Source organism: Variovorax sp. 05T418 (genome assembly GCF_056396385.1).
Genome location: NZ_JBFTLJ010000004.1, coordinates 614,430 through 631,984, shown reverse-complemented (window position 1 = coordinate 631,984; position 17,555 = coordinate 614,430). Strand labels below are relative to the sequence as shown.

Genomic DNA, 17,555 nt, shown 5'->3' with positions numbered 1-17,555 from the left:
CATACAATCGGCACTGTCGTGCGTGCGCCGCGCGGACCGCCACCAAGACCTCGCCGCCGACCGATGAAACGCTACTGGGAAATAGACGCCTTGCGCGGGCTGATGCTCGTGCTGATGACCGTCACCCACCTGCCCACCCGCCTGACCGACCCGCTGGGCCAGCCCTTCGGCTTCGTCTCGGCCGCCGAAGGCTTCGTGCTGCTGTCGGCCTTCGTGGCCGGGCTGGTCTACAGCCGCATCGGCTACGTGCGCGGCGTCGACCCGATGCGCCAGGCCTTCTGGCGGCGCGTGCTCAAGGTCTACCTGTGCCAGGCGGCGATCCTGCTGTTCCTGTTCACCGTGATTGCCGCGCTCGGGCTGCACATCGACCAACCGGCGGTGAAGAACCTGGTGTCCTACTACCTGGCCGAGCCGCGCGACGGCTTTCTCTTCGGGCTGCTGCTGATCTACGAGCCCGCGCTTCTCGACATCCTGCCGATGTACATCTTCTTCATGCTGATGAGCCCCTGGGTGCTGGCCTTTGCCATGCGCCACGGCTGGACGCTGGTGATGGCCGCCAGCGTCACCCTGTGGGCGCTCGCGCAGTTCGACTTGAGCGAATGGATCTACGGGCTGGCGGTGCACCACCTCGGCCTGCCGGTGCCATTCCACGAGATGGGCGCCTTCAACAGCTACGCCTGGCAGTTCCTGTGGTTTGCCGGCCTGTGCCTCGGCGCCAGCCGCAACCTGCCCGGCGCGCGGCCGCTGCGCTTTCCGGCCTGGCTGTGGATGCCCGCGCTGGCCATTGCGCTCTACGGCTTCTGGTGGCGCCACCACGGCATCAACGGACAGGCGCCGTTCGGCGGCGACGTGGAGATGAACCTGCTGTTCGACAAGTGGCAGCTCGGGCCGCTGCGCCTCGTGAACCTGGTGGCGCTGGGCATCCTGGCGGTGCGCTTCGGGCCCGGGCTCATGCGCAGGATTCCTCGCCTGCACTGGCTCGAGGCCATGGGCGCGGCCTCGCTGCCGGTGTTCTGCGCGCACCTGGTGGCGGTGCTGCTGGTGCTGGCCTTCTACGGCGACAGCCAGACCGCCCGGCCCTGGTGGGGCGACGGCCTGCTGCTGCTGGCGGTGTTCGCGGGCATGTACGCGGTGGCGCGCTTCACGCGCGGGGCCGACCTGCCGCCGCCGGCGGAAGACGTGCCGACGGAGACCGCGCGGGCCTGAGCCTGGCCGGGAGCGCCGCTCAGGGCAGGGCGGCCGCCGGCGCCGCGACTGGCGCGGCCCCTGGCAAGTGGCTGGCGATAACCGACTGCCAGAGCCGGTAGCCCTCGTCGGTCATGTGCAGCCGGTCGCTCCTGAACAGCTCGGGCCGCGGCCGGCCGTCGGCGCCGAGCATGGGCGTGAAGACGTCGATGTATTCGCTGTCGGGCAGCCGGTTGAGGTAGGCCGAGATCACGTTGTTGGTTTCGCGGATCTGCGGCATCAGGTGCTCGCGCGAGGGGCTCGGCTTGATCGAGATGAAGCTGATGCGCGTGTTCGGAAGCTCCGCGCGCACCGCATTGGCAAAGCGCGCAAAGCTCTCGAGCACCTGCAGCGGCGTGCGGCCCTCGGCCAGGTCGTTGTCGCCGGCGTACACCAGCACCTGCCGCGGCCGGTAGCGCACCACCAGGTCGCGCGCGAACAGGCTGCAGTCGGCCAGGGTCGAGCCGCCGAAGCCGCGGTTGACGATGCCGGGCACCTGGCGGAAATCCTGCGCGAGGCTTTTCCACATGCGCACGGTGGAGCTGCCCACGAACACCACGCCGCCGGGCGCCGGGAACTGCTGCTGGTCGGCCCGGAAGAAGGCGGCCAGCTCGTTGTGCCAGCGCGCCTTGGCCGCCAGGTATTCGGAGGAGGAGGCGGCCGCATCGGCCGCCGTGCCGTCCAGCGACTCGTAGGGCAGCACGGCATTGTGGTTCTGGGCCTGCGAGGCGAGTGCGGTTGTCAGCAGCAGCGCGGCGGCCAGCGCGGTTTTCATCGAAGGCATCGGAAAGGCGGAACGCTGATCGGATCGTATCTGCGGATTGTGGGGCATGGAGCGCAGCCATCCAGTCCCCGCCCGAAGCCCCTCAAGAAACATCCCGCAACGTATACTGCCCCGCAAAATCGGAGCGGGGCGCACGGGCGTGCGGGCGGGGAAATGAAGCAAATAGCGATCGTCGTCGCGCTCTGCGTGGGCGCGTGGTACTTTTTCATCGGCGGGCGCAAGCTCGACGAGGCCATGGTGCGCAAGTACTACGAGAAAGAGGCGCACGCCATCTACTCGCGCGATGCCGAGCAGCTGTGCAAGCAGCTCAGCAAGAAGGCCGTGATCCAGAACAAGACGATCATGATGGGCCGCACGCAGGAGACCACCAGCGACCGCGAGCAGGCCTGCGACGGCATCCGCAAGTCCTTCAAGATGTTCGAGTCGGTGGGTGAGCGCATGGGCGGCATGCTCACCATCGAGTACGAGTACCACATCGACAGCATCGACGTGGCAAGCGACCGCAAGAGCGCCACCGTCGAAGGCACCAGCGTGCTGAAGATGGGCGAGGCGGCCATGCAGTTCAAGAGCAGCTTCACGCAGCGGCTGGAGCGCGAACTGGGCCAGATGCGGCTCGTGCACGGCGACGGCGTCACGGTGGTGCGCCTGGGCGGGCGCGGCGCCATGAGCCAGAGCGACTTCTTCAAGTAGCCGCGGGCAAGGCCATCATGCGCATCAAGGAATCGCTCCCGCCCCCGCCGCCTTTCTGGCACCGCCTCAACAGCTTCTTCGCGTTTCCGTTCCAGCTGCGGCCGTTCATGTACGGCCTGGTGCTCGCGTTCTGCAGCCTGCTGTTCGAGGCCATTCCTTTCCTGCATCCCGGCCTGTCGCTGGTCGTGATCGAGCTGGGCATCGTGCTGGCGGCCAGCCGCTACGGCTTCAAGGTCACGGCGCTCGGATCGCGCGGCATCTGGCGCTCGGCCGATTTTCCGCGCGAGCTGAACGAAGACTGGGTCAACCTGCCCTGGAAGCTGTTTGCCATTTCGGTGGTGCAGGGCGCGCTGATCGGCTGGCTCGCCTGGTACGAACCGGTGCTGGGCACGGTCGCGGTGTTCGTGGTGTCGTTCACCTTTCCGGCCGCGGTGATCGTGCTGGTGCAGTCGGGCAGCTTCTTCCAGGCCATGAACCCCGGCTACGTGATGGATGCGATGCGCATCATCGGCTGGCCCTATGCACTGCTGTGCTTCTTCCTGTTCCTGCTGAGCGCGGGTGCGCAGATTGCCATCGGCATGCTGCTGCCGATGATCGACGGCCTCATCATGCTGCCGATCGCCAATTTCGCGTTCATCTACTTCGGCTGGGTGATGGCGAGCCTGCTGGGCTACGTGATGTACCAGCACCACGACGCCTTCGGCATCGACCTCCTGCCCGGCGGCGGCGTGGACGACGGCGCGCCGGTGGACCGCCGCACGCCCGAGCAGATCGCCGCGCAGCGCACCGATGCCGAAGTGGCACAGCTCATCACCGACGGCGACGTGGCCGGCGCGCTTGGCGTCGCCTACGAGGCGCAGCGCGTGGCGGCGGCCGACGACCTGGCGGCGCAGCGCCGCTACCACCGCGTGCTGCTGCTCGCGCCCGAGAAGGCGTCCACGCTGCTCGACCAGGCGCGCCGCTTCATTCCGCTGCTGCTGCGGCGCGACCTGGCATCCGAGGCGCTCAAGGTCTTCAAGGCCTGCCGCGAAAAGGACAAGACCTTTGCGCTCGACGACGCCCCCACGGTCATGACGCTGGCCAAGGCCGAATGGCGCAATGGCGATGCGCATGCGGCGCTGGCGCTGCTGTCGGGTTTCGACCGGCGCTTTCGCGGCCATGCAGCCATTCCGCAGGCCTACGAACTGGCGGCCCGGGTGCTGGTGCAGGGGCTCGGCCGCGCCGACATGGCGCAGCCGATCCTGGCGACGCTCGAATCGCGTTTTCCGGACAGCGAGCAGACGCAGGAAGTGCGCTGGCTGCTGCGGCCCGCGGCCTGATCTCCAGCCGCGGTCAGGCGCGCTCGAGGGCGCGCGTCACCATGTCGTTGGGCGCGATCCGCAGCAGGTGCGGCAGCCAGCCGACGGCCATGTCGCGCTCGCCGGCATGCAGCAGGCCGTTGGCGCAGACCGACAGCGTGTCGGCCAGCTCCGGATGGTCGGGCGCGGTCTTCAGCAGCACGCGGCACAGCTTGTCGGCATCCTGGAACTGGCGCACGCGCGTGAAGCGGCGCGCCAGGCGGGCCATGTCGTCGGGCGGGAGGCGCGCGCCGGGCTTCGCCTGGTCGAGGTAGGTGGTGTAGCTGGCGTGCTGCAGGGCCAGGGTGTCGGGGTCGGTGGCGGGCAGGCGGAAGATGCGGCGCGCGGCCTGGTGGAAATCTTCGCCCGCGGGCTGCAGCCGCGCGGTGTTGAACCAGGCGCGCAGCGTGTCGGTGTCGCCGGGGCGCAAGGCGGCGGCGGCGCGCCACTCGGCGCAGGCGGGCTCGAACTTCATTGCCGCCGACAGCTTGCGCGCGGCGGCCACGTGCTGTTCGAAGCGGTCGTCGTCGGTCGCCATTTCCGATTTCACGGTCTCGGGCGCCTTCACGCGGCCCAGCCACATGGCACCGGCCATCAGCGCAGCGCCCGTCAGGAGGCCGCCCAGGTGCGCCATGTAGCCGACGCTCTGGTCACCCCACCATTGCTGCATCAGCTCGTTGGCGATCCAGGCCGGCAGCAGCAGGAGGGCAGGCGCCGTGACGTAGTTGAAATAGAAGAAGAGCTGGTAGAAGAACCGGATGCGCCGCAGCCGGTACATCACGGCGTACATGCCCATTAGCGCCGAGATCGCACCCGAGGCGCCAAGGCCGTGGCCGCCGTTGCCGGCATAGGCCCAGCCAGACAACAGCGAAGAGCCGGCGGCTCCGAGCAGGTAGAAGGCCAGGTAGGTGCCGCGCCCCAGCGCCAGTTCGACCGAGAAGCCGAACAGGAAGAGGAACAGCATGTTGCCCAGCAGGTGGCCGGTGTCGGCGTGCAGGAAGGCCGCGGTGATCCAGGTCCAGGGCTTGGGCTCGGCGCCCTTGTCATGGTCGAGCGACCAGCGCTGGGTGAAGGACGCCGGCCGCATCGCCTCGTACTGCTGGCGGTCGCGCTTCCATTCGGCATGGCGCGGGTTCGCGGGCGTGATGACCTCGCCGGCCTGCAGCTTCTGCAGGAATTTGCTGTCGTTCTGCAGGCTGTCGAGCAGCTGCGGATGGGTTTCCTCGTGCGGCAGCATGCGCCGCGCCTGCTTGCCGCGCCTGGGGTCCGTCTTCTCGAGCCACTCCACGAAAGGCGGCAGCTCCAGCTCGGGCAGCACGCTGTTCACGTAGTAGCGGGCCGCGCGCTCCTCGGCCTTTTCCTCGCTGCGCTGCGGCCCCCAGAACACGATCATGTTCACGAGGATCAGCAGCACCGTCATCCACGGTGGATTGCGCCAGCTCGGTTTGTTCTCGAGCGGGATGGCGTAGAACAAGCGGGGCCTTGGGCGTCAGGCCAGCCGGGCCCGGTGGCGCGCGATCTGCGCCTTCACTTGGGCCGGCGCGGTGCCGCCGAGGATGTTGCGCGCATTGAGCGAGCCGCGCAGGCTCAGCACGTCGTACACGTCTTTCTCGATGTTCGGGTTGAACTGCTGCAGCACGGCCAGCGGCAGCTCCGCGAGGTCGACCTTGTGCGAAGTGGCGGCCTTCACGGCGTGGGCCACGGTTTCGTGCGCGTCGCGGAAGGGCAGGCCCTTCTTCACGAGGTAGTCGGCCAGGTCGGTGGCGGTGGCGTAGCCGCGCAGCGCGGCGGCTTCCATGGCCTCGGGCTTCACGGTGATGCCGCCGATCATCTCGGCAAAGATCCGCAGCGTGTCCTTGAGCGTGTCGACGGTGTCGAACAGCGGCTCCTTGTCTTCCTGGTTGTCCTTGTTGTAGGCCAGCGGCTGGCCCTTCATCAGGGTGATGAGCGCCATCAGGTGGCCGACCACGCGGCCGGTCTTGCCGCGCGCGAGTTCGGGCACGTCGGGGTTCTTCTTCTGCGGCATGATCGAAGAGCCGGTGGTGAAGCGGTCGGCAATCTGGATGAAGCCGAAGTTCTGGCTCATCCACAGGATCAGTTCCTCGCTCATGCGGCTCACGTGCACCATGCACAGGCTGGCCGCGGCGGTGAACTCGATCGCAAAGTCGCGGTCGCTCACGGCGTCCAGGCTGTTCTGGCAGACGCCGTCCATCTTCAGCGTTCTGGCAACCAGTTCGCGGTCGAGCGGGTAGCTGGTGCCGGCCAGCGCCGCGGCGCCCAGCGGCAGGCGGTTGACGCGCTTGCGCACGTCCTGCAGGCGCTCGGCGTCGCGGCTGAACATTTCCACGTAGGCCAGCATGTGGTGGCCAAAGCTCACGGGCTGCGCCACCTGCAGGTGCGTGAAGCCGGGCAGGATGACCTCGACGTTCTTCTCGGCGATGTCCACCAGCGACAGCTGCAGCGCCACCAGCAGCTCGGCGATCAGGTCGATCTCGCCGCGCAGCCACAGGCGCACGTCGGTGGCAACCTGGTCGTTGCGGCTGCGGCCGGTGTGCAGGCGCTTGCCGGCGTCGCCCACGAGCTGGGTCAGCCGGGCCTCGATGTTCAGGTGCACGTCTTCCAGGTCGAGTTTCCACTCGAAGGCGCCCGATTCGATTTCAGCGCGGATCTGCGCCATCCCACGCTCGATCTCGGCGTGGTCCTGCTTGCCGATGATGCCCTGCGCGGCCAGCATGCCGGCATGTGCCAGGGAACCCTCGATGTCGGCCTGCCACAGGCGCTTGTCGAAGAAGACGCTCGCGGTGTAGCGCTTCACGAGGTCGCTCATGGGTTCGGAGAACAGGGCCGACCAGGCTTCGGATTTCTTGTCGAGTTGGTTTTGAGTCATGGGAGCCGTGGTAGAGGCAATAATGGGTTGGTTACCCGATGTATCAGTGATGCGCAATCCGGCGATTTTATCGGCCACCTCCACCCCCACGCCCCCGGCCCCGCCGGAAAGAGGGCGTTTGGCCGCGCGCGGCAGCCCGGGGCTGTTCGACGCCTGCCAGATCGGGGTGGTGCTGCGCGCGGTGCTGTTCGTGGAGGCGCTGGTGGCGGCCGCCACGCTGTTCGTGTCGGCTTCGCCCGGCGAATGGCTGGTGCAGACCGCCACTGTCACGGGCGGCGCGCTGCCCGCCACGCTGCTGTGGCTGGTGGCGGCCTGCGGGCTCAAGAAGCCGCTCGGGCGACTGCCGCGCCAGGCGCAGTACGCGGCCGGCGCCGCGCTGGGTGCCGTTTCCTCGCTCTATGGCTGCGGCCTGTTGCGGCTGACCGGCGTGCTGGGCACGGCGCCCTGGCTCGCGAGCGCCGTGGCGGGCGCCTTCGTCGCGGGCATGGTGATGGCGGCGATGGTGCTGCGCGCGCGCGGCCAGACGCCGGCCGCCATGACGGCCCGGCTGGAAGAGCTGCAGTCGCGCATCCGCCCCCATTTCCTGTTCAACACGCTCAACAGCGCCATTGCGCTGGTGCGGGAGGAGCCAGCCAAGGCCGAGACCATGCTCGAAGACCTGGCCGAGCTGTTCCGCCAGGCGCTGGCCGACCCGGGCGAATCGGGCACGCTGGCCGACGAGATTGCGCTGGCCGAGCGCTACCTGGCCATCGAGCAGGTGCGCTTCGGCGACCGGCTGCGCATCCGCTGGGACCTCGATGCCGCGGCCAGCAGCGCGCGGCTGCCGCCATTGCTGCTGCAGCCGCTGGTCGAAAACGCCATCAAGCACGGCGTGGAGCCCAGCCCCGAGGGCGCCAAGCTGCGCATCCGCACCGAGCGCCGCGGCAGCGTGGTGGTGATCGAGGTGGTCAACAGCCTGCCGCCCTTGCGCTGGGCCGACGAGCCCCTGCCGCGCGGCCATGGCATTGCGCTGGCCAACGTGCGCGACCGGCTGCGGCTGCTGCACGACATGCAGATGCAGTTCAGCGCCGGCATGGACCAGAAGAACTACCGCGTGCGCATTGCCATTCCCGCCGAATCATGACCCTCAAGACCCTGATCGTTGACGACGAAGCCCTGGCCCGCTCGCGCCTGCGCACGCTGCTGCGCGACTGCCGCTCGCCCGCCGCCGAAGTGGTGGCCGAGGCCGCCCAGGGCGCCGAGGCGCAGCGGCATCTCGCGGGCATGGCGCTGGACCTGGTGCTGCTCGACGTCCACATGCCCGGCATCGACGGCATCGAGGTGGCGCGCGCCCTGCGCGGGCGGGCCGACGCGCCGGCGGTGGTGTTCGTCACCGCCCACGCGGCGCATGCCGTGACCGCCTTCGACCTCGATGCGGTCGACTACCTGACCAAGCCGGTGCGCGCCGAGCGGCTCCAGCAGGCGCTGCAGAAGGCCGAGCGTTTTTTGAAGGAGCGGCGCGCGCTGCAGGCCGACGCGCTGCAGGAAAGCGTGCTCATCCAGGACCGCGGCCGCGCCGAGCGGGTCCCGCTGTCGGAGGTGCTTTACCTGAAGTCCGAGTACAAGTACCTCACGGTGCGCACCGCCACGCGCAGCCACATCCTGGATGGCTCGCTGAACGAATTCGAGGAGCGCTATCCCACCCGCTTCCTGCGCGTGCACCGCAATGCGCTGGTGGCGCGCTCGGCCATCCGCGCGCTCGAGAAATACGACGACGGGGAAGACGCCGAAGGCTGGGCCCTGCGGCTCGACGCGATTCCCGAACCCGTGGCGGTGTCGCGGCGACAATTGGCGGCAGTGCGCGAAGTGCTGAAGGAAGCGCGATGACAGATGACCACAAACCGGCCGGCGATGCCCCGGCCGAGGTGCCGCCCGAACCCGTGCTGGAGTCCCCGCCCGAAGCCGTGCCGCCCGAGCTGCGGCCGGAGCCCGAACGCCTGCTGCTGCACATGCCGGTCGACGTGCGCAGCGCCTCGCTGGTGGTGCTGGCCGTGCTGGCCAGCGTCTTCGCGCTGCGATGGGGCCAGGCCGTCTTCATCCCGCTGATGCTGAGCCTGCTGCTGACCTACGCGCTGTCGCCGCTGGTCGAGCGGCTGCACCGCCTGTGGCTGCCGCGCTGGATCGCCGCCGCGCTGATCCTCGTCGGCCTGTTCGGCGGCCTGGGCTGGACCGGCTATTCGCTTTCGGGCAATGCCACGCAACTGGCCGAATCGCTGCCCATCGCGGCCCAGAAACTGGGGCAGGCCATGCGCCGGAGCAGGAGCGCCAACGCCACGCCGCTCGAAAGCGTGCAGCAGGCGGCCGCGCAGCTTGAAAAGGCGGCCGAGGAAAACTCCGCGCGCGTCGCGGCCCGCAAGGGCGTTGCGCGCGTGGTCATCGAGCGGCCGTCCTTCAACGTGCGCGACTACCTGCTGAGCGGCACCGTCGGCCTGCTCGAGGCGATCGGGCAGCTCACGCTGGTCGCCTTCCTGACCTACTTCGCGCTGTGCTCCGGCGACACCTTCCGGCGCAAGCTGATCAAGATCACCGGGCCGAGCCTGCAGAAGAAGAAGGTCACGGTGCACGTGCTCGACGACATCACCCGCAACATCGAACGCTACCTGCTGGTGCAGATCCTGATCAGCGCGCTGGTGGGCGTGACCACGGGCCTCGCCTTCTGGGCCATCGGGGTCGAGAGCGCCGCCGTGTGGGGGATCATCGCGGCCGTGACCAACCTCATTCCCTACGTCGGCTCGGTGATCGTCATGGTGGCCGCCGGGCTGGTGGCCTTCCTGCAGTTCAACAGCCTGGAGATGGGCATCCTGGTGGGCGGCGTGTCGCTTGCCATCCACACGCTGGTGGGCAACCTGCTGATGCCCTGGCTCACCAGCCGCACCAGCCGCATGAACCCGGTGGCCGTGTTTGTGGGCGTGATCTTCTGGGGCTGGCTCTGGGGCGTGTGGGGGCTGCTGCTGGGCATTCCGATCACCATGGTGATCAAGTCGATCTGCGACCGGGTCGAAGACCTGCAGCCGATCGGGGAGCTGCTCGGGGAATAGCCGGCGCGGAATTTCCGGTGCGCTACATTATTGGGAATTCATTCCCAATAATGCCATGCCTGAGATCCCGCCTCCTTCCATGCCGGCCCGCGCCCGGCTGCTTTCCATCGATGCCCTGCGCGGCCTCGTGATCCTGTTCATGCTGCTGGACCACGTGCGCGAGACTTTCTACCTGCACCACCAGGTGCCCGACCCGATGGTCGCGGCCGAGACGCCGCCCGAGCTGTTCTTCAGCCGCCTGCTGGCCCACCTGTGCGCGCCGGTGTTCGTGTTCCTGACCGGGCTGTCGGCCTTTCTCTATGCCGCGAAGCAGCCCGGCGGCCGCGCGGCGGCTTCCTCCTTCCTGTGGAAGCGGGGCCTGTTCCTCGTGCTGCTGGAGGTCACGGTCATCAACTTCGCATGGACCTTCCAGTTCCCGCCGGCCAAGGTGTTCCTGCAGGTGATCTGGATCATCGGCCTGTCGATGCTGGCGCTGGCGGCGCTGGTATGGCTGCCGCGCAAGGTCCTCATCGTGCTGGGCATCGTGCTGGTCGCGGGGCACAACCTGCTCGACGGCCTGCACTTTCCCGTGGGCCATGCACTGCACGTGCCCTGGGCCATCCTGCATGACCGGGGCTGGATCGAACTGCCCGGTGCTGCACTGAAGCTGCGCACCTCCTATCCGCTGCTTCCATGGATCGGCGTGATCGCGCTGGGCTACGCCGCCGGGCCATGGTTCGCGGCCGGCGCCGATGCCGCGCAGCGCCAGCGGCGGCTGCTGGGCTGGGGCGCGGGGCTGCTGGCCGGCTTCGTGCTGCTGCGGCTGCTCGACGTGTATGGCGACAAGCCCTGGACGGCCGGCGACACCGCCCTGGCCAGCTGGATGGGCTTTCTCAACATCACCAAGTACCCGCCCTCGCTGCTGTTCGTTGCGCTGACGCTCGGCGTCGGCCTGCTGCTGCTGCGCGCGTTCGAGCGCCGGCAGGGTGCGGCATGGCTGGCGCCGCTGGCCGTGTTCGGTGCCGCGCCCATGTTCTTCTACGTGCTGCACCTGTACGTGCTCAAGTTCCTCTATCTCGGCGCCGAAGCGGCCTGGGGCCGGAACCAGGGGGCGCTCTTCGGTTTCGATGCGATGTGGATGGTGTGGGCCGCCGCGGCCGTGCTGGCCGTTGCGCTGTACCCCGCGGTGCGCGCCTTCGCCGGCCTGAAGGCGCGGCGCCGCGACATCGCCTGGCTCAAGTACCTGTGATGGCCATGGCATTCCTTCTTCACAACCCCATGCTGCGCGGCGCCGTCGCGGCTTCGCTGCTGTGGGCCGTGTCGGCGGCGGCCCAGGCCCACGGCATCTGGTTTGCCCAGCGCTCGGGCGACCTGGCCCTGATCTACGGCGAGGGCGGCGACGACCTCGACGCCGCCAAGCGCCTGCCGCTCATCAAGGCGGTGGCCGGCTACGACGCGGCGGGCCGCCCGGTGCAGACCGCGCTCGAAGCGGCCGGCAAGCTCGCGCTGGTCGACCTGCGCGAGCAGCCCGCCATCGTCGCTGCCGTGCTGGACAACGGCATCTGGACCAAGGCAGCCAGCGGGCAGTGGTTCAAGAAGCCCAAGGGCGAGGTGCCGGGCGCCTCGGCCAGCGGCCACAACTTCAAATACGCGGTGCATCTGCGCGCGCCGCTGGCCCGGCCGCTTGGAGGGCTGCCTGGCCATGCGCTGCAGATCGTGCCGGTCGATGCCGCGCTGCCCGCGATGCGCGGCGAACCGCTGCGCCTGCGCGTGCTCTACCGCGGCGAGCCCGCTGCCGGCGTGCCGGTGCTGGCCGACTTCGTCAACGACCCCGATGGCGAAGCGGTGCTGACCGCCGCCGACGGCACGGTCACGCTGCCGGTGCGCAACCAGGGACTCAACGTGATCGCCGCCAGGCTCGATGCGCCCGCGGACGATCCCGCCGCCACCGACAAGGTCGAGCACCTGGCCACGCTGTCGTTCCGGCTCGCGCATGCGCCGGAATGAGGAGGGGCAGGACATGATCCGCACGCAATCGGCATTCCCCGCCGCCCGTCCGGCCCCGTGCCGGCGTTTCCCGAGGGCCGGGCGACGCTGCTGGGGCGCCGCACTGATGATGCTCGGCGGTGCCGCGGCCGGTGCCGAAGCCCCGGTTGCCGAAGCCACCGGAGGCTTCGTCGAAGACACGCGATGGAGCCTGCTGAACCGCACCGTCCATGAACGCCGCGACTACCTGGACGGCGGCAGGAGCAACGGCGGGCGCAATGCCGTGCTGCCCAAGGCCAGGCGTAGCGACTACGCGCAGGAATGGGGCTACGGCCTCATGGGCGCGGTGGAGTCGGGCTTCACGCACGGCGTGGTCGGCTTCGGCGCCGATGCGCACGCCTACTTTGCGCACAAGCTCTCGGGCGACGACCTGCGCGTCGGCAAGGTCCGCATGCTGCCGGTGGACCGCCAGGGCTACGCACAGGACGGCATTGCGCGCGGCGGTGCGGCGCTGAAGGTGCGCATCTCCTCCACGGTCCTGAAGGTGGGCGAGCAGCGCGTCAAGGCGCCGATCTTCAGTTCTTCCGACACGCGCCTCTTGCCCGAGACCATGCGCGGCTGGCTGCTCACGAGCCACGAGATCGACAAGCTCACACTGCAGGCCGGCCATTTCACCGGCTCGGCCGACCGCAACGCGCGCGGCACCGCCAATCCGCTGGTCGTCAACTACCTCGACCCGAAGTCGCCGCGCGGCGATGCCTTCGACTTTGCCGGCGCGACGTGGAAGGCGGCGCCCGCACTTTCGCTCTCGGCCTACCTCGGGCGGCTGAAGGACACCTGGCGCACCGGCTACCTCGGCGCTTCCTACGCGATGCCGCTCGACCCGAAGCGCGCGCTGGCCTTCGACCTGCAGCTCTATCACAGCAAGGACACCGGCCGCGCGCTGGCCGGCCCGATCGACAACACCACCGCGAGCCTCATGGCCACCTACAGGCACGGCCCCCACCGCATGGGCGTGGGCTGGCAGAAGGTGGACGGCGACACGCCCTTCGACTACCTGACGCGCGGTGCCATCTGGCTCGGCAATGCCGCGCAGCTGTCCGACTTCAATGCGCCGCACGAGCAATCGTGGCAGCTGCGCTACGAAGTCGATGCCGCAAGCTGGGGCGCGCCGGGACTCGCGATGGGCGCCGCCTACATCCGCGGCAGCGGCATCGACGGCAGCCGCGTGCCCGCCCGCGGCGGCTATGCCTGGCTGGGCTACGGCAAGGACGGCCGGCACTGGGAGCGCGACCTCTGGCTGCGCTACACGGTGCAGGCCGGATCGGCCAAGGGATTGGCCTTGCTGCTGCGCTATGGCGAGCACCGCAGCAACAAGGCGCAGGCCGAACTCGACGCCCGCCAGATCCGCGTGGCCGTCGAATATCCGATCGGGAGCTGATGGTGCGAGACGCCGGCGAAGTTCAGCGCGCACGCCGCGCGCGCTCCAGCCGGCCGAAGCGCACGATCATCCACGGCCCCAGCAGCGCGCCGAGCCCGACCGAGCTCCATGCCGCCACCCAGCTGTACGTGCTGCCGAAGCCGAAGCGCGTCTGTCCCCAGTCCAGCACCAGGCCGAACACCCAGGGGCTCAGCGCACCCGCGCCGAAGCCCATCACCGAGCGCACCGAGTACGCCACGCCCAGCCGGTGCGGCGCCACCACGTCGGCCAGCGCGGTCGAATAGACGGAGGAGTCCGCAATCGCGAGCAGGTTGTAGAGGGCGGCCATCACGGCCAGCAGCCACAGCGGCCAGGTCCACATCCAGCCGAACGCGAAGGACATGCACAGGCTCATGAGCGTGGCGGCCATCATGATGCGTGCGCGGCCGAAGCGGTCGGACGCGGCACCGCCCCCGATGCTGCCGAACACGCTCACCAGGTGCGCGAACGCCGCCAGCGCAATGCCCGCGCCCTGCCACGGCGCGGCGCCGCCGGCCGATGCGACCAGGTAGGCCGGCAGCCAGGCCCACAGCGCCATCAGTTCCCAGCAGTGGAAGGCATAGGCCCAGTTGCCGGCCATCGCGGGCTTGTCTCGCACCGTCTCGGCCAGCGCATGCCAGGTGCCTTCGCGCGGCGGCGTTCCTGCGCCGGCGCGCGGTGCGGGCGGCCGCATGCGCCGCAGTGCCGGCACCGTGAGCAGCGCACCCGCGAAGGTGCAGCCCGCCGCCGCCAGCAGGCCGAAGCGCCAGTGCAGGGCGTGGCTGAAGGCCGCCACCACCGCCAGCGACAAGGCGTAGCCCATCGACGCCGAACCAAGAAAGAGTCCCATCGCCCGGCCGCGCACCGCGGGCTCGGCGTTGCGCGCGAGCAGCTGCAGGCCCGGCGTGTACGAGGCGCCCGCGCACAGCCCGGCCAGGCCGTAAAGCAGCAGCGCCGAAAGATGGCCGTGCGCGAAGGCGGCAAAAGCCAGCGCCGAGCATGCGCTGATCGCGCTGCCGATGAGGAAGACGCGGTGCGGGCCGTAGCGGTCGGCCAGGAGGCCCACGGTGAACAGCGAGCTCATGTAGCCGACGTGCCATGCGCTCTGGATCGAGCCGGCCTGCGCGGCCGTCATGTGCCAGTCGGCCATCATGAAGGGCAGCACGCCGGAATAGGCGGTGACCACCATGGCCTGCAGCAGCCGGCTCGCGCACAGCAGCGCGAGCCATCCGCGCGCGGGGGGCGGTTCAGCGCAGTGCACGTTGCATGAGCACGGTGTCGACCCACTGCCCGAACTTGAAGCCGACGTTGCGCAGCACGCCCGCCGTCTCGAAGCCCAGGCCCTGGTGCACGCGCTGCGAGCCCGCATTGGCGCTGTTGCCGATCACCGCCACCATCTGCGTGAAGCCGCTGTCGGTGCAGCGCCGGATCAGCTCCTGGAGCAGCGCACGGCCGATGCCATGGCCCTGCAGGCCTTCTGCGACGTAGATCGAATCTTCGACCGTGTGGCGGTAGGCGGAGCGGCTGCGGTAGGGGCTTGCATAGGCGTAGCCGGCCACCTCGCCGTCCTTCAGCGCGACAAGGTAGGGGAGGCCGCGCGCCAGCACGCCGGCGCGGCGCGCCTGCATCTCTTCGACGCTGGGCACTTCTTCCTCGAAGGAGCACAGGTCGTGCAGCACGTAGCGGCTGTAGATGGCCTGTACCGAAGGCATGTGGTGCGCCCCGGCGTCGAGGATTTCGATGGAGGCGAGAGCTTGGGTGGCTTGAACAGGCGAAGGCATGGTGCGGATCTTGACGCTGCGCAGACGATAAGTGAAGCTTCGCCGACTGATGCAAGGCATAAGGAATACTTTGGATAAGACGCTCAACCTCGACCAGCTCCGGTCCTTCGGCCTGGTGATCGAAACCGGCAGCTTCTCGGCTGCGGCCGACCGGCTCGGCCTCACGCAGCCCGCGGTGAGCCTGCAGGTCCGCCAGCTGGAGCGCAGGCTCGCGGTGCGGCTGGTCGAGCGCGTCGGCAAGCGCGCCAAGGCCACGCCGGCCGGTGCCGAGCTGCTGCGGCACAGCCATCACATCGAAACCGCGGTGGAGAACGCCATCGACGCGCTGGCGGACCATGCGAGCGGTATCACGGGCCGCGTGCGGCTGGGCACCGGCGCCACCGCCTGCCTCTATTTTTTGCCGGCCGTGCTGCGCAGCCTGCGCGAGCAGTTTCCGGCGCTCGGCATCGTGGTGAGCACCGGCAACACCGACGACCATGTCCGCAAGGTGGAGGAGAACAGCAGCGACCTTGCGCTGGTGACGCTGCCGGCCGCGGGCCGCTCACTGAGCGTGGTGCCGGTGCTCGACGACGAGTTCGTCGCCATCGGCCGCAGCGACCTTGCGCCGCTGAAGGCGCGCGTGGCACCCGCCGACCTGGCCGTGCTGCCGCTGGTGCTGTTCGAGCCCGCGGCCAACACGCGCAAGCTGGTCGACCGCTGGTTCGCGGCCGAAGGCCTGCAGCCGCAGCCCGTCATGGAGCTGGGCAGTGTCGAGGCGATGAAGGAAATGGTGGCTGCGGGGCTGGGCTACGGCATCGTCCCGCGCATGGCAATGACGGGCCGCGGCGCGCACCCGGGCCTGAAGATCAGCCGGCTGGCCCCCCGCATGCACCGCACGCTGGCCGTGGTGATCCGGCGCGACAAGCCGGTCAACAAGGCCCTGCGCGTGGTGCTCGATGCGATCCTCGCGGCGGGCGCACAGGCCAGCCGTGCTACTCGGCCGAAGAAGTAGCGAGCGCGGCGCCGCCGCGCGCCCGGCCCAGCGTGCCGACGATCAGCGCCGCGATCAGCACCAGCACGCCGCTGAGCACCATCGCGCTGGAGATGCCGTGGTTGTCGACCGTCACGCCGCCGATCAGCGCGCCGGAAGCGATTGCCACCTGGAAGCCGCTCACGAGCAGGGCCTGGCCGGCTTCGGGCGCGTCGGGCACGGCCTCCATCATCCAGCCCGTGAGCGCGACCGGGATCAGGCCGAAGGCCACGCCCCAGATCACGACCACCACCGCGCCGGGCACGAAGCCGGAGCCGATCACCGTCGACAGCAGGAGCGCGGTGGCGAGCATCAGCGCCGCCAGCAGAGTGGTGCCGCGCACGCTGCGCGCCACCAGGCTGCCGCCGAGGAAGGTGCCGACAAAGCCCACCGCGCCATACACCAGCAGCAGCGTCGAGACCGAGTTGGGCGCGAGGCCGAACACCTGCTGCAGCAGCGGCTTCAGGTAGGTGTAGGCCGCGAAGTGGCCGGCAATGAAGAACAGCACCGCGAGCAGCCCGACCTGCGCCATGCGCCGCGTGAGCGGCGTGAGCAGGTCGCGCGCACCGATGGCGCGCACCGGCGGTATCGCGGGCAGCAGCCACAGCTGCACCAGCAGCACCGCGGCCGCGAGCGCGCCGGTCACCGCGAACGAGGCGCGCCAGCCGAACTGCGTGCCCAGGAACGAACCCGCGGGCACGCCCAGCACGGTGGCGGCGGACACGCCCGCCAGCACCAGCGACATGGCGCGCGCCTTGGAGGCGTCCGGCACCAGCTGCGTGGCGGCGGCCGGCGCAAAGGTCCAGAAGCCGCCCACGCACAGGCCGAGCATCAGGCGCGCGACCAGCATGGTCGCGAAGTTGGGCGCAAAGGCGGCCAGCAGGTTCGAGGCGATCAGCAAGGTGGTGAGCGCGATCAGCACGGTGCGCCGGTCGAGCCGGCCCGAAGCGACGATGAGCGCGGGGCCGGCAAAGGCCGCCAGCACGCCGGGCATGGTGATCATCAGGCCGGCCGTGCCGTCGGACACGTTCAGGCCGCGGGCGATGTCGGTCAAAAGGCCGATGGGCATGAACTCGGTCGAGACCATGGCAAAGGTGCCGACGGCGATCGAGCCGACCGCCAGCCAGGCGGAGCGGGCGGTCCTGGCGGGTTCGGGCGCAAGATCGTCGATGCAGGGGTTGCTGCTGGGTGAATTCATCATGGGAAGAGGTCCTGGACCGCGTCGGCAAGCGCATACCGACACGTTGTTGCGAAAGGCTTCCCAGTGTCCTGGCGGACAGGCCCGCCACCAAGGGGCCTGCCGGCAGTAGTCAGTTTCCCGGCGGCGAACAATCGACCCTTT

At 69.4% G+C, this 17,555-nt stretch carries 16 protein-coding genes; 10 read left to right on the top strand and 6 right to left on the bottom strand.

Annotation, left to right across the window (positions count from 1 at the left end):
• The first annotated feature begins 63 nt into the window (after nt 1-63).
• Nucleotides 64-1,206, top strand: coding sequence for an OpgC domain-containing protein (opgC, locus tag AC1DMS_RS11555; protein WP_478181017.1), 1,143 nt, complete (start codon nt 64-66; stop codon nt 1,204-1,206).
• Nucleotides 1,207-1,225: 19 nt separating this feature from the next.
• Here opgC and AC1DMS_RS11550 read toward each other — a convergent pair whose 3' ends face one another.
• Nucleotides 1,226-1,999: an SGNH/GDSL hydrolase family protein gene (locus tag AC1DMS_RS11550; RefSeq protein ID WP_478181066.1), complete on the bottom strand. Its 774-nt coding sequence runs from the start codon at nt 1,997-1,999 to the stop codon at nt 1,226-1,228.
• A 162-nt stretch (nt 2,000-2,161) separates the two neighbouring features.
• Here AC1DMS_RS11550 and AC1DMS_RS11545 point away from each other — a divergent pair, with 162 nt between their 5' ends.
• The gene (locus AC1DMS_RS11545; RefSeq protein ID WP_012746505.1) at nt 2,162-2,698 is read left to right on the top strand and encodes a hypothetical protein; all 537 of its coding nucleotides are present in this window, start codon (nt 2,162-2,164) and stop codon (nt 2,696-2,698) included.
• A gap of 17 nt (nt 2,699-2,715) precedes the next feature.
• On the top strand, nt 2,716-4,017 hold the full coding sequence (locus AC1DMS_RS11540; RefSeq protein WP_418146861.1) for a tetratricopeptide repeat protein: 1,302 nt from the start codon (nt 2,716-2,718) through the stop codon (nt 4,015-4,017).
• 13 nt (nt 4,018-4,030) lie between these two features.
• Here the strand turns inward: AC1DMS_RS11540 and AC1DMS_RS11535 are convergent, their stop codons facing one another.
• Nucleotides 4,031-5,509 (bottom strand): rhomboid family intramembrane serine protease, encoded by a 1,479-nt coding sequence (locus AC1DMS_RS11535; RefSeq protein WP_418146862.1) that lies wholly within the window; start codon nt 5,507-5,509, stop codon nt 4,031-4,033.
• Nucleotides 5,510-5,524: 15 nt separating this feature from the next.
• Nucleotides 5,525-6,922 (bottom strand): argininosuccinate lyase, encoded by a 1,398-nt coding sequence (gene argH / locus AC1DMS_RS11530; RefSeq protein ID WP_012746508.1) that lies wholly within the window; start codon nt 6,920-6,922, stop codon nt 5,525-5,527.
• A gap of 49 nt (nt 6,923-6,971) precedes the next feature.
• Here argH and AC1DMS_RS11525 point away from each other — a divergent pair, with 49 nt between their 5' ends.
• Genes AC1DMS_RS11525 through AC1DMS_RS11500 form a run of 6 tightly spaced genes read left to right on the top strand, consistent with a single transcriptional unit; the run spans nt 6,972 to nt 13,405 of the window.
• Nucleotides 6,972-8,045: a sensor histidine kinase gene (locus tag AC1DMS_RS11525; RefSeq protein ID WP_026283837.1), complete on the top strand. Its 1,074-nt coding sequence runs from the start codon at nt 6,972-6,974 to the stop codon at nt 8,043-8,045.
• Nucleotides 8,042-8,788, top strand: a complete 747-nt coding sequence (locus AC1DMS_RS11520; RefSeq protein ID WP_027729558.1) for a LytR/AlgR family response regulator transcription factor — start codon at nt 8,042-8,044, stop codon at nt 8,786-8,788. The genes AC1DMS_RS11525 and AC1DMS_RS11520 overlap by 4 nt, the downstream gene beginning before the upstream one ends.
• Nucleotides 8,785-9,999 carry an AI-2E family transporter gene (locus AC1DMS_RS11515; RefSeq protein ID WP_027729559.1) on the top strand — a complete coding sequence of 405 codons (1,215 nt, stop codon included), beginning with the start codon at nt 8,785-8,787 and terminating at the stop codon, nt 9,997-9,999. Before AC1DMS_RS11520 ends, AC1DMS_RS11515 begins: the two co-directional genes overlap by 4 nt.
• 55 nt (nt 10,000-10,054) lie before the next feature.
• Nucleotides 10,055-11,227 carry an acetyltransferase domain-containing protein gene (locus AC1DMS_RS11510; protein ID WP_478181016.1) on the top strand — a complete coding sequence of 391 codons (1,173 nt, stop codon included), beginning with the start codon at nt 10,055-10,057 and terminating at the stop codon, nt 11,225-11,227.
• 5 nt (nt 11,228-11,232) lie between these two features.
• Nucleotides 11,233-11,985: a DUF4198 domain-containing protein gene (locus tag AC1DMS_RS11505; protein ID WP_038106699.1), complete on the top strand. Its 753-nt coding sequence runs from the start codon at nt 11,233-11,235 to the stop codon at nt 11,983-11,985.
• 13 nt (nt 11,986-11,998) lie between these two features.
• Entirely contained in the window at nt 11,999-13,405 is a 1,407-nt protein-coding gene (locus tag AC1DMS_RS11500) for an OprD family porin (protein ID WP_155247790.1), read from the top strand.
• Nucleotides 13,406-13,427: 22 nt separating this feature from the next.
• On the opposite strand, the gene AC1DMS_RS11495 is transcribed toward AC1DMS_RS11500, so the two are convergent.
• Both AC1DMS_RS11495 and AC1DMS_RS11490 read right to left on the bottom strand, forming a co-directional pair.
• Nucleotides 13,428-14,684 carry an MFS transporter gene (locus tag AC1DMS_RS11495; RefSeq protein ID WP_478181015.1) on the bottom strand — a complete coding sequence of 419 codons (1,257 nt, stop codon included), beginning with the start codon at nt 14,682-14,684 and terminating at the stop codon, nt 13,428-13,430.
• Complete coding sequence (locus AC1DMS_RS11490; RefSeq protein WP_018903233.1) at nt 14,671-15,204, bottom strand: GNAT family N-acetyltransferase; 534 nt, start codon at nt 15,202-15,204, stop codon at nt 14,671-14,673. The genes AC1DMS_RS11495 and AC1DMS_RS11490 overlap by 14 nt, the downstream gene beginning before the upstream one ends.
• A 49-nt stretch (nt 15,205-15,253) precedes the next feature.
• Here AC1DMS_RS11490 and AC1DMS_RS11485 point away from each other — a divergent pair, with 49 nt between their 5' ends.
• Nucleotides 15,254-16,195 carry a LysR family transcriptional regulator gene (locus AC1DMS_RS11485; protein WP_018903234.1) on the top strand — a complete coding sequence of 314 codons (942 nt, stop codon included), beginning with the start codon at nt 15,254-15,256 and terminating at the stop codon, nt 16,193-16,195.
• Here AC1DMS_RS11485 and AC1DMS_RS11480 read toward each other — a convergent pair.
• Nucleotides 16,176-17,414, bottom strand: a complete 1,239-nt coding sequence (locus AC1DMS_RS11480) for an MFS transporter (protein WP_018903235.1) — start codon at nt 17,412-17,414, stop codon at nt 16,176-16,178. The genes AC1DMS_RS11485 and AC1DMS_RS11480 overlap by 20 nt on opposite strands.
• Nucleotides 17,415-17,555: the final 141 nt, after the last annotated feature.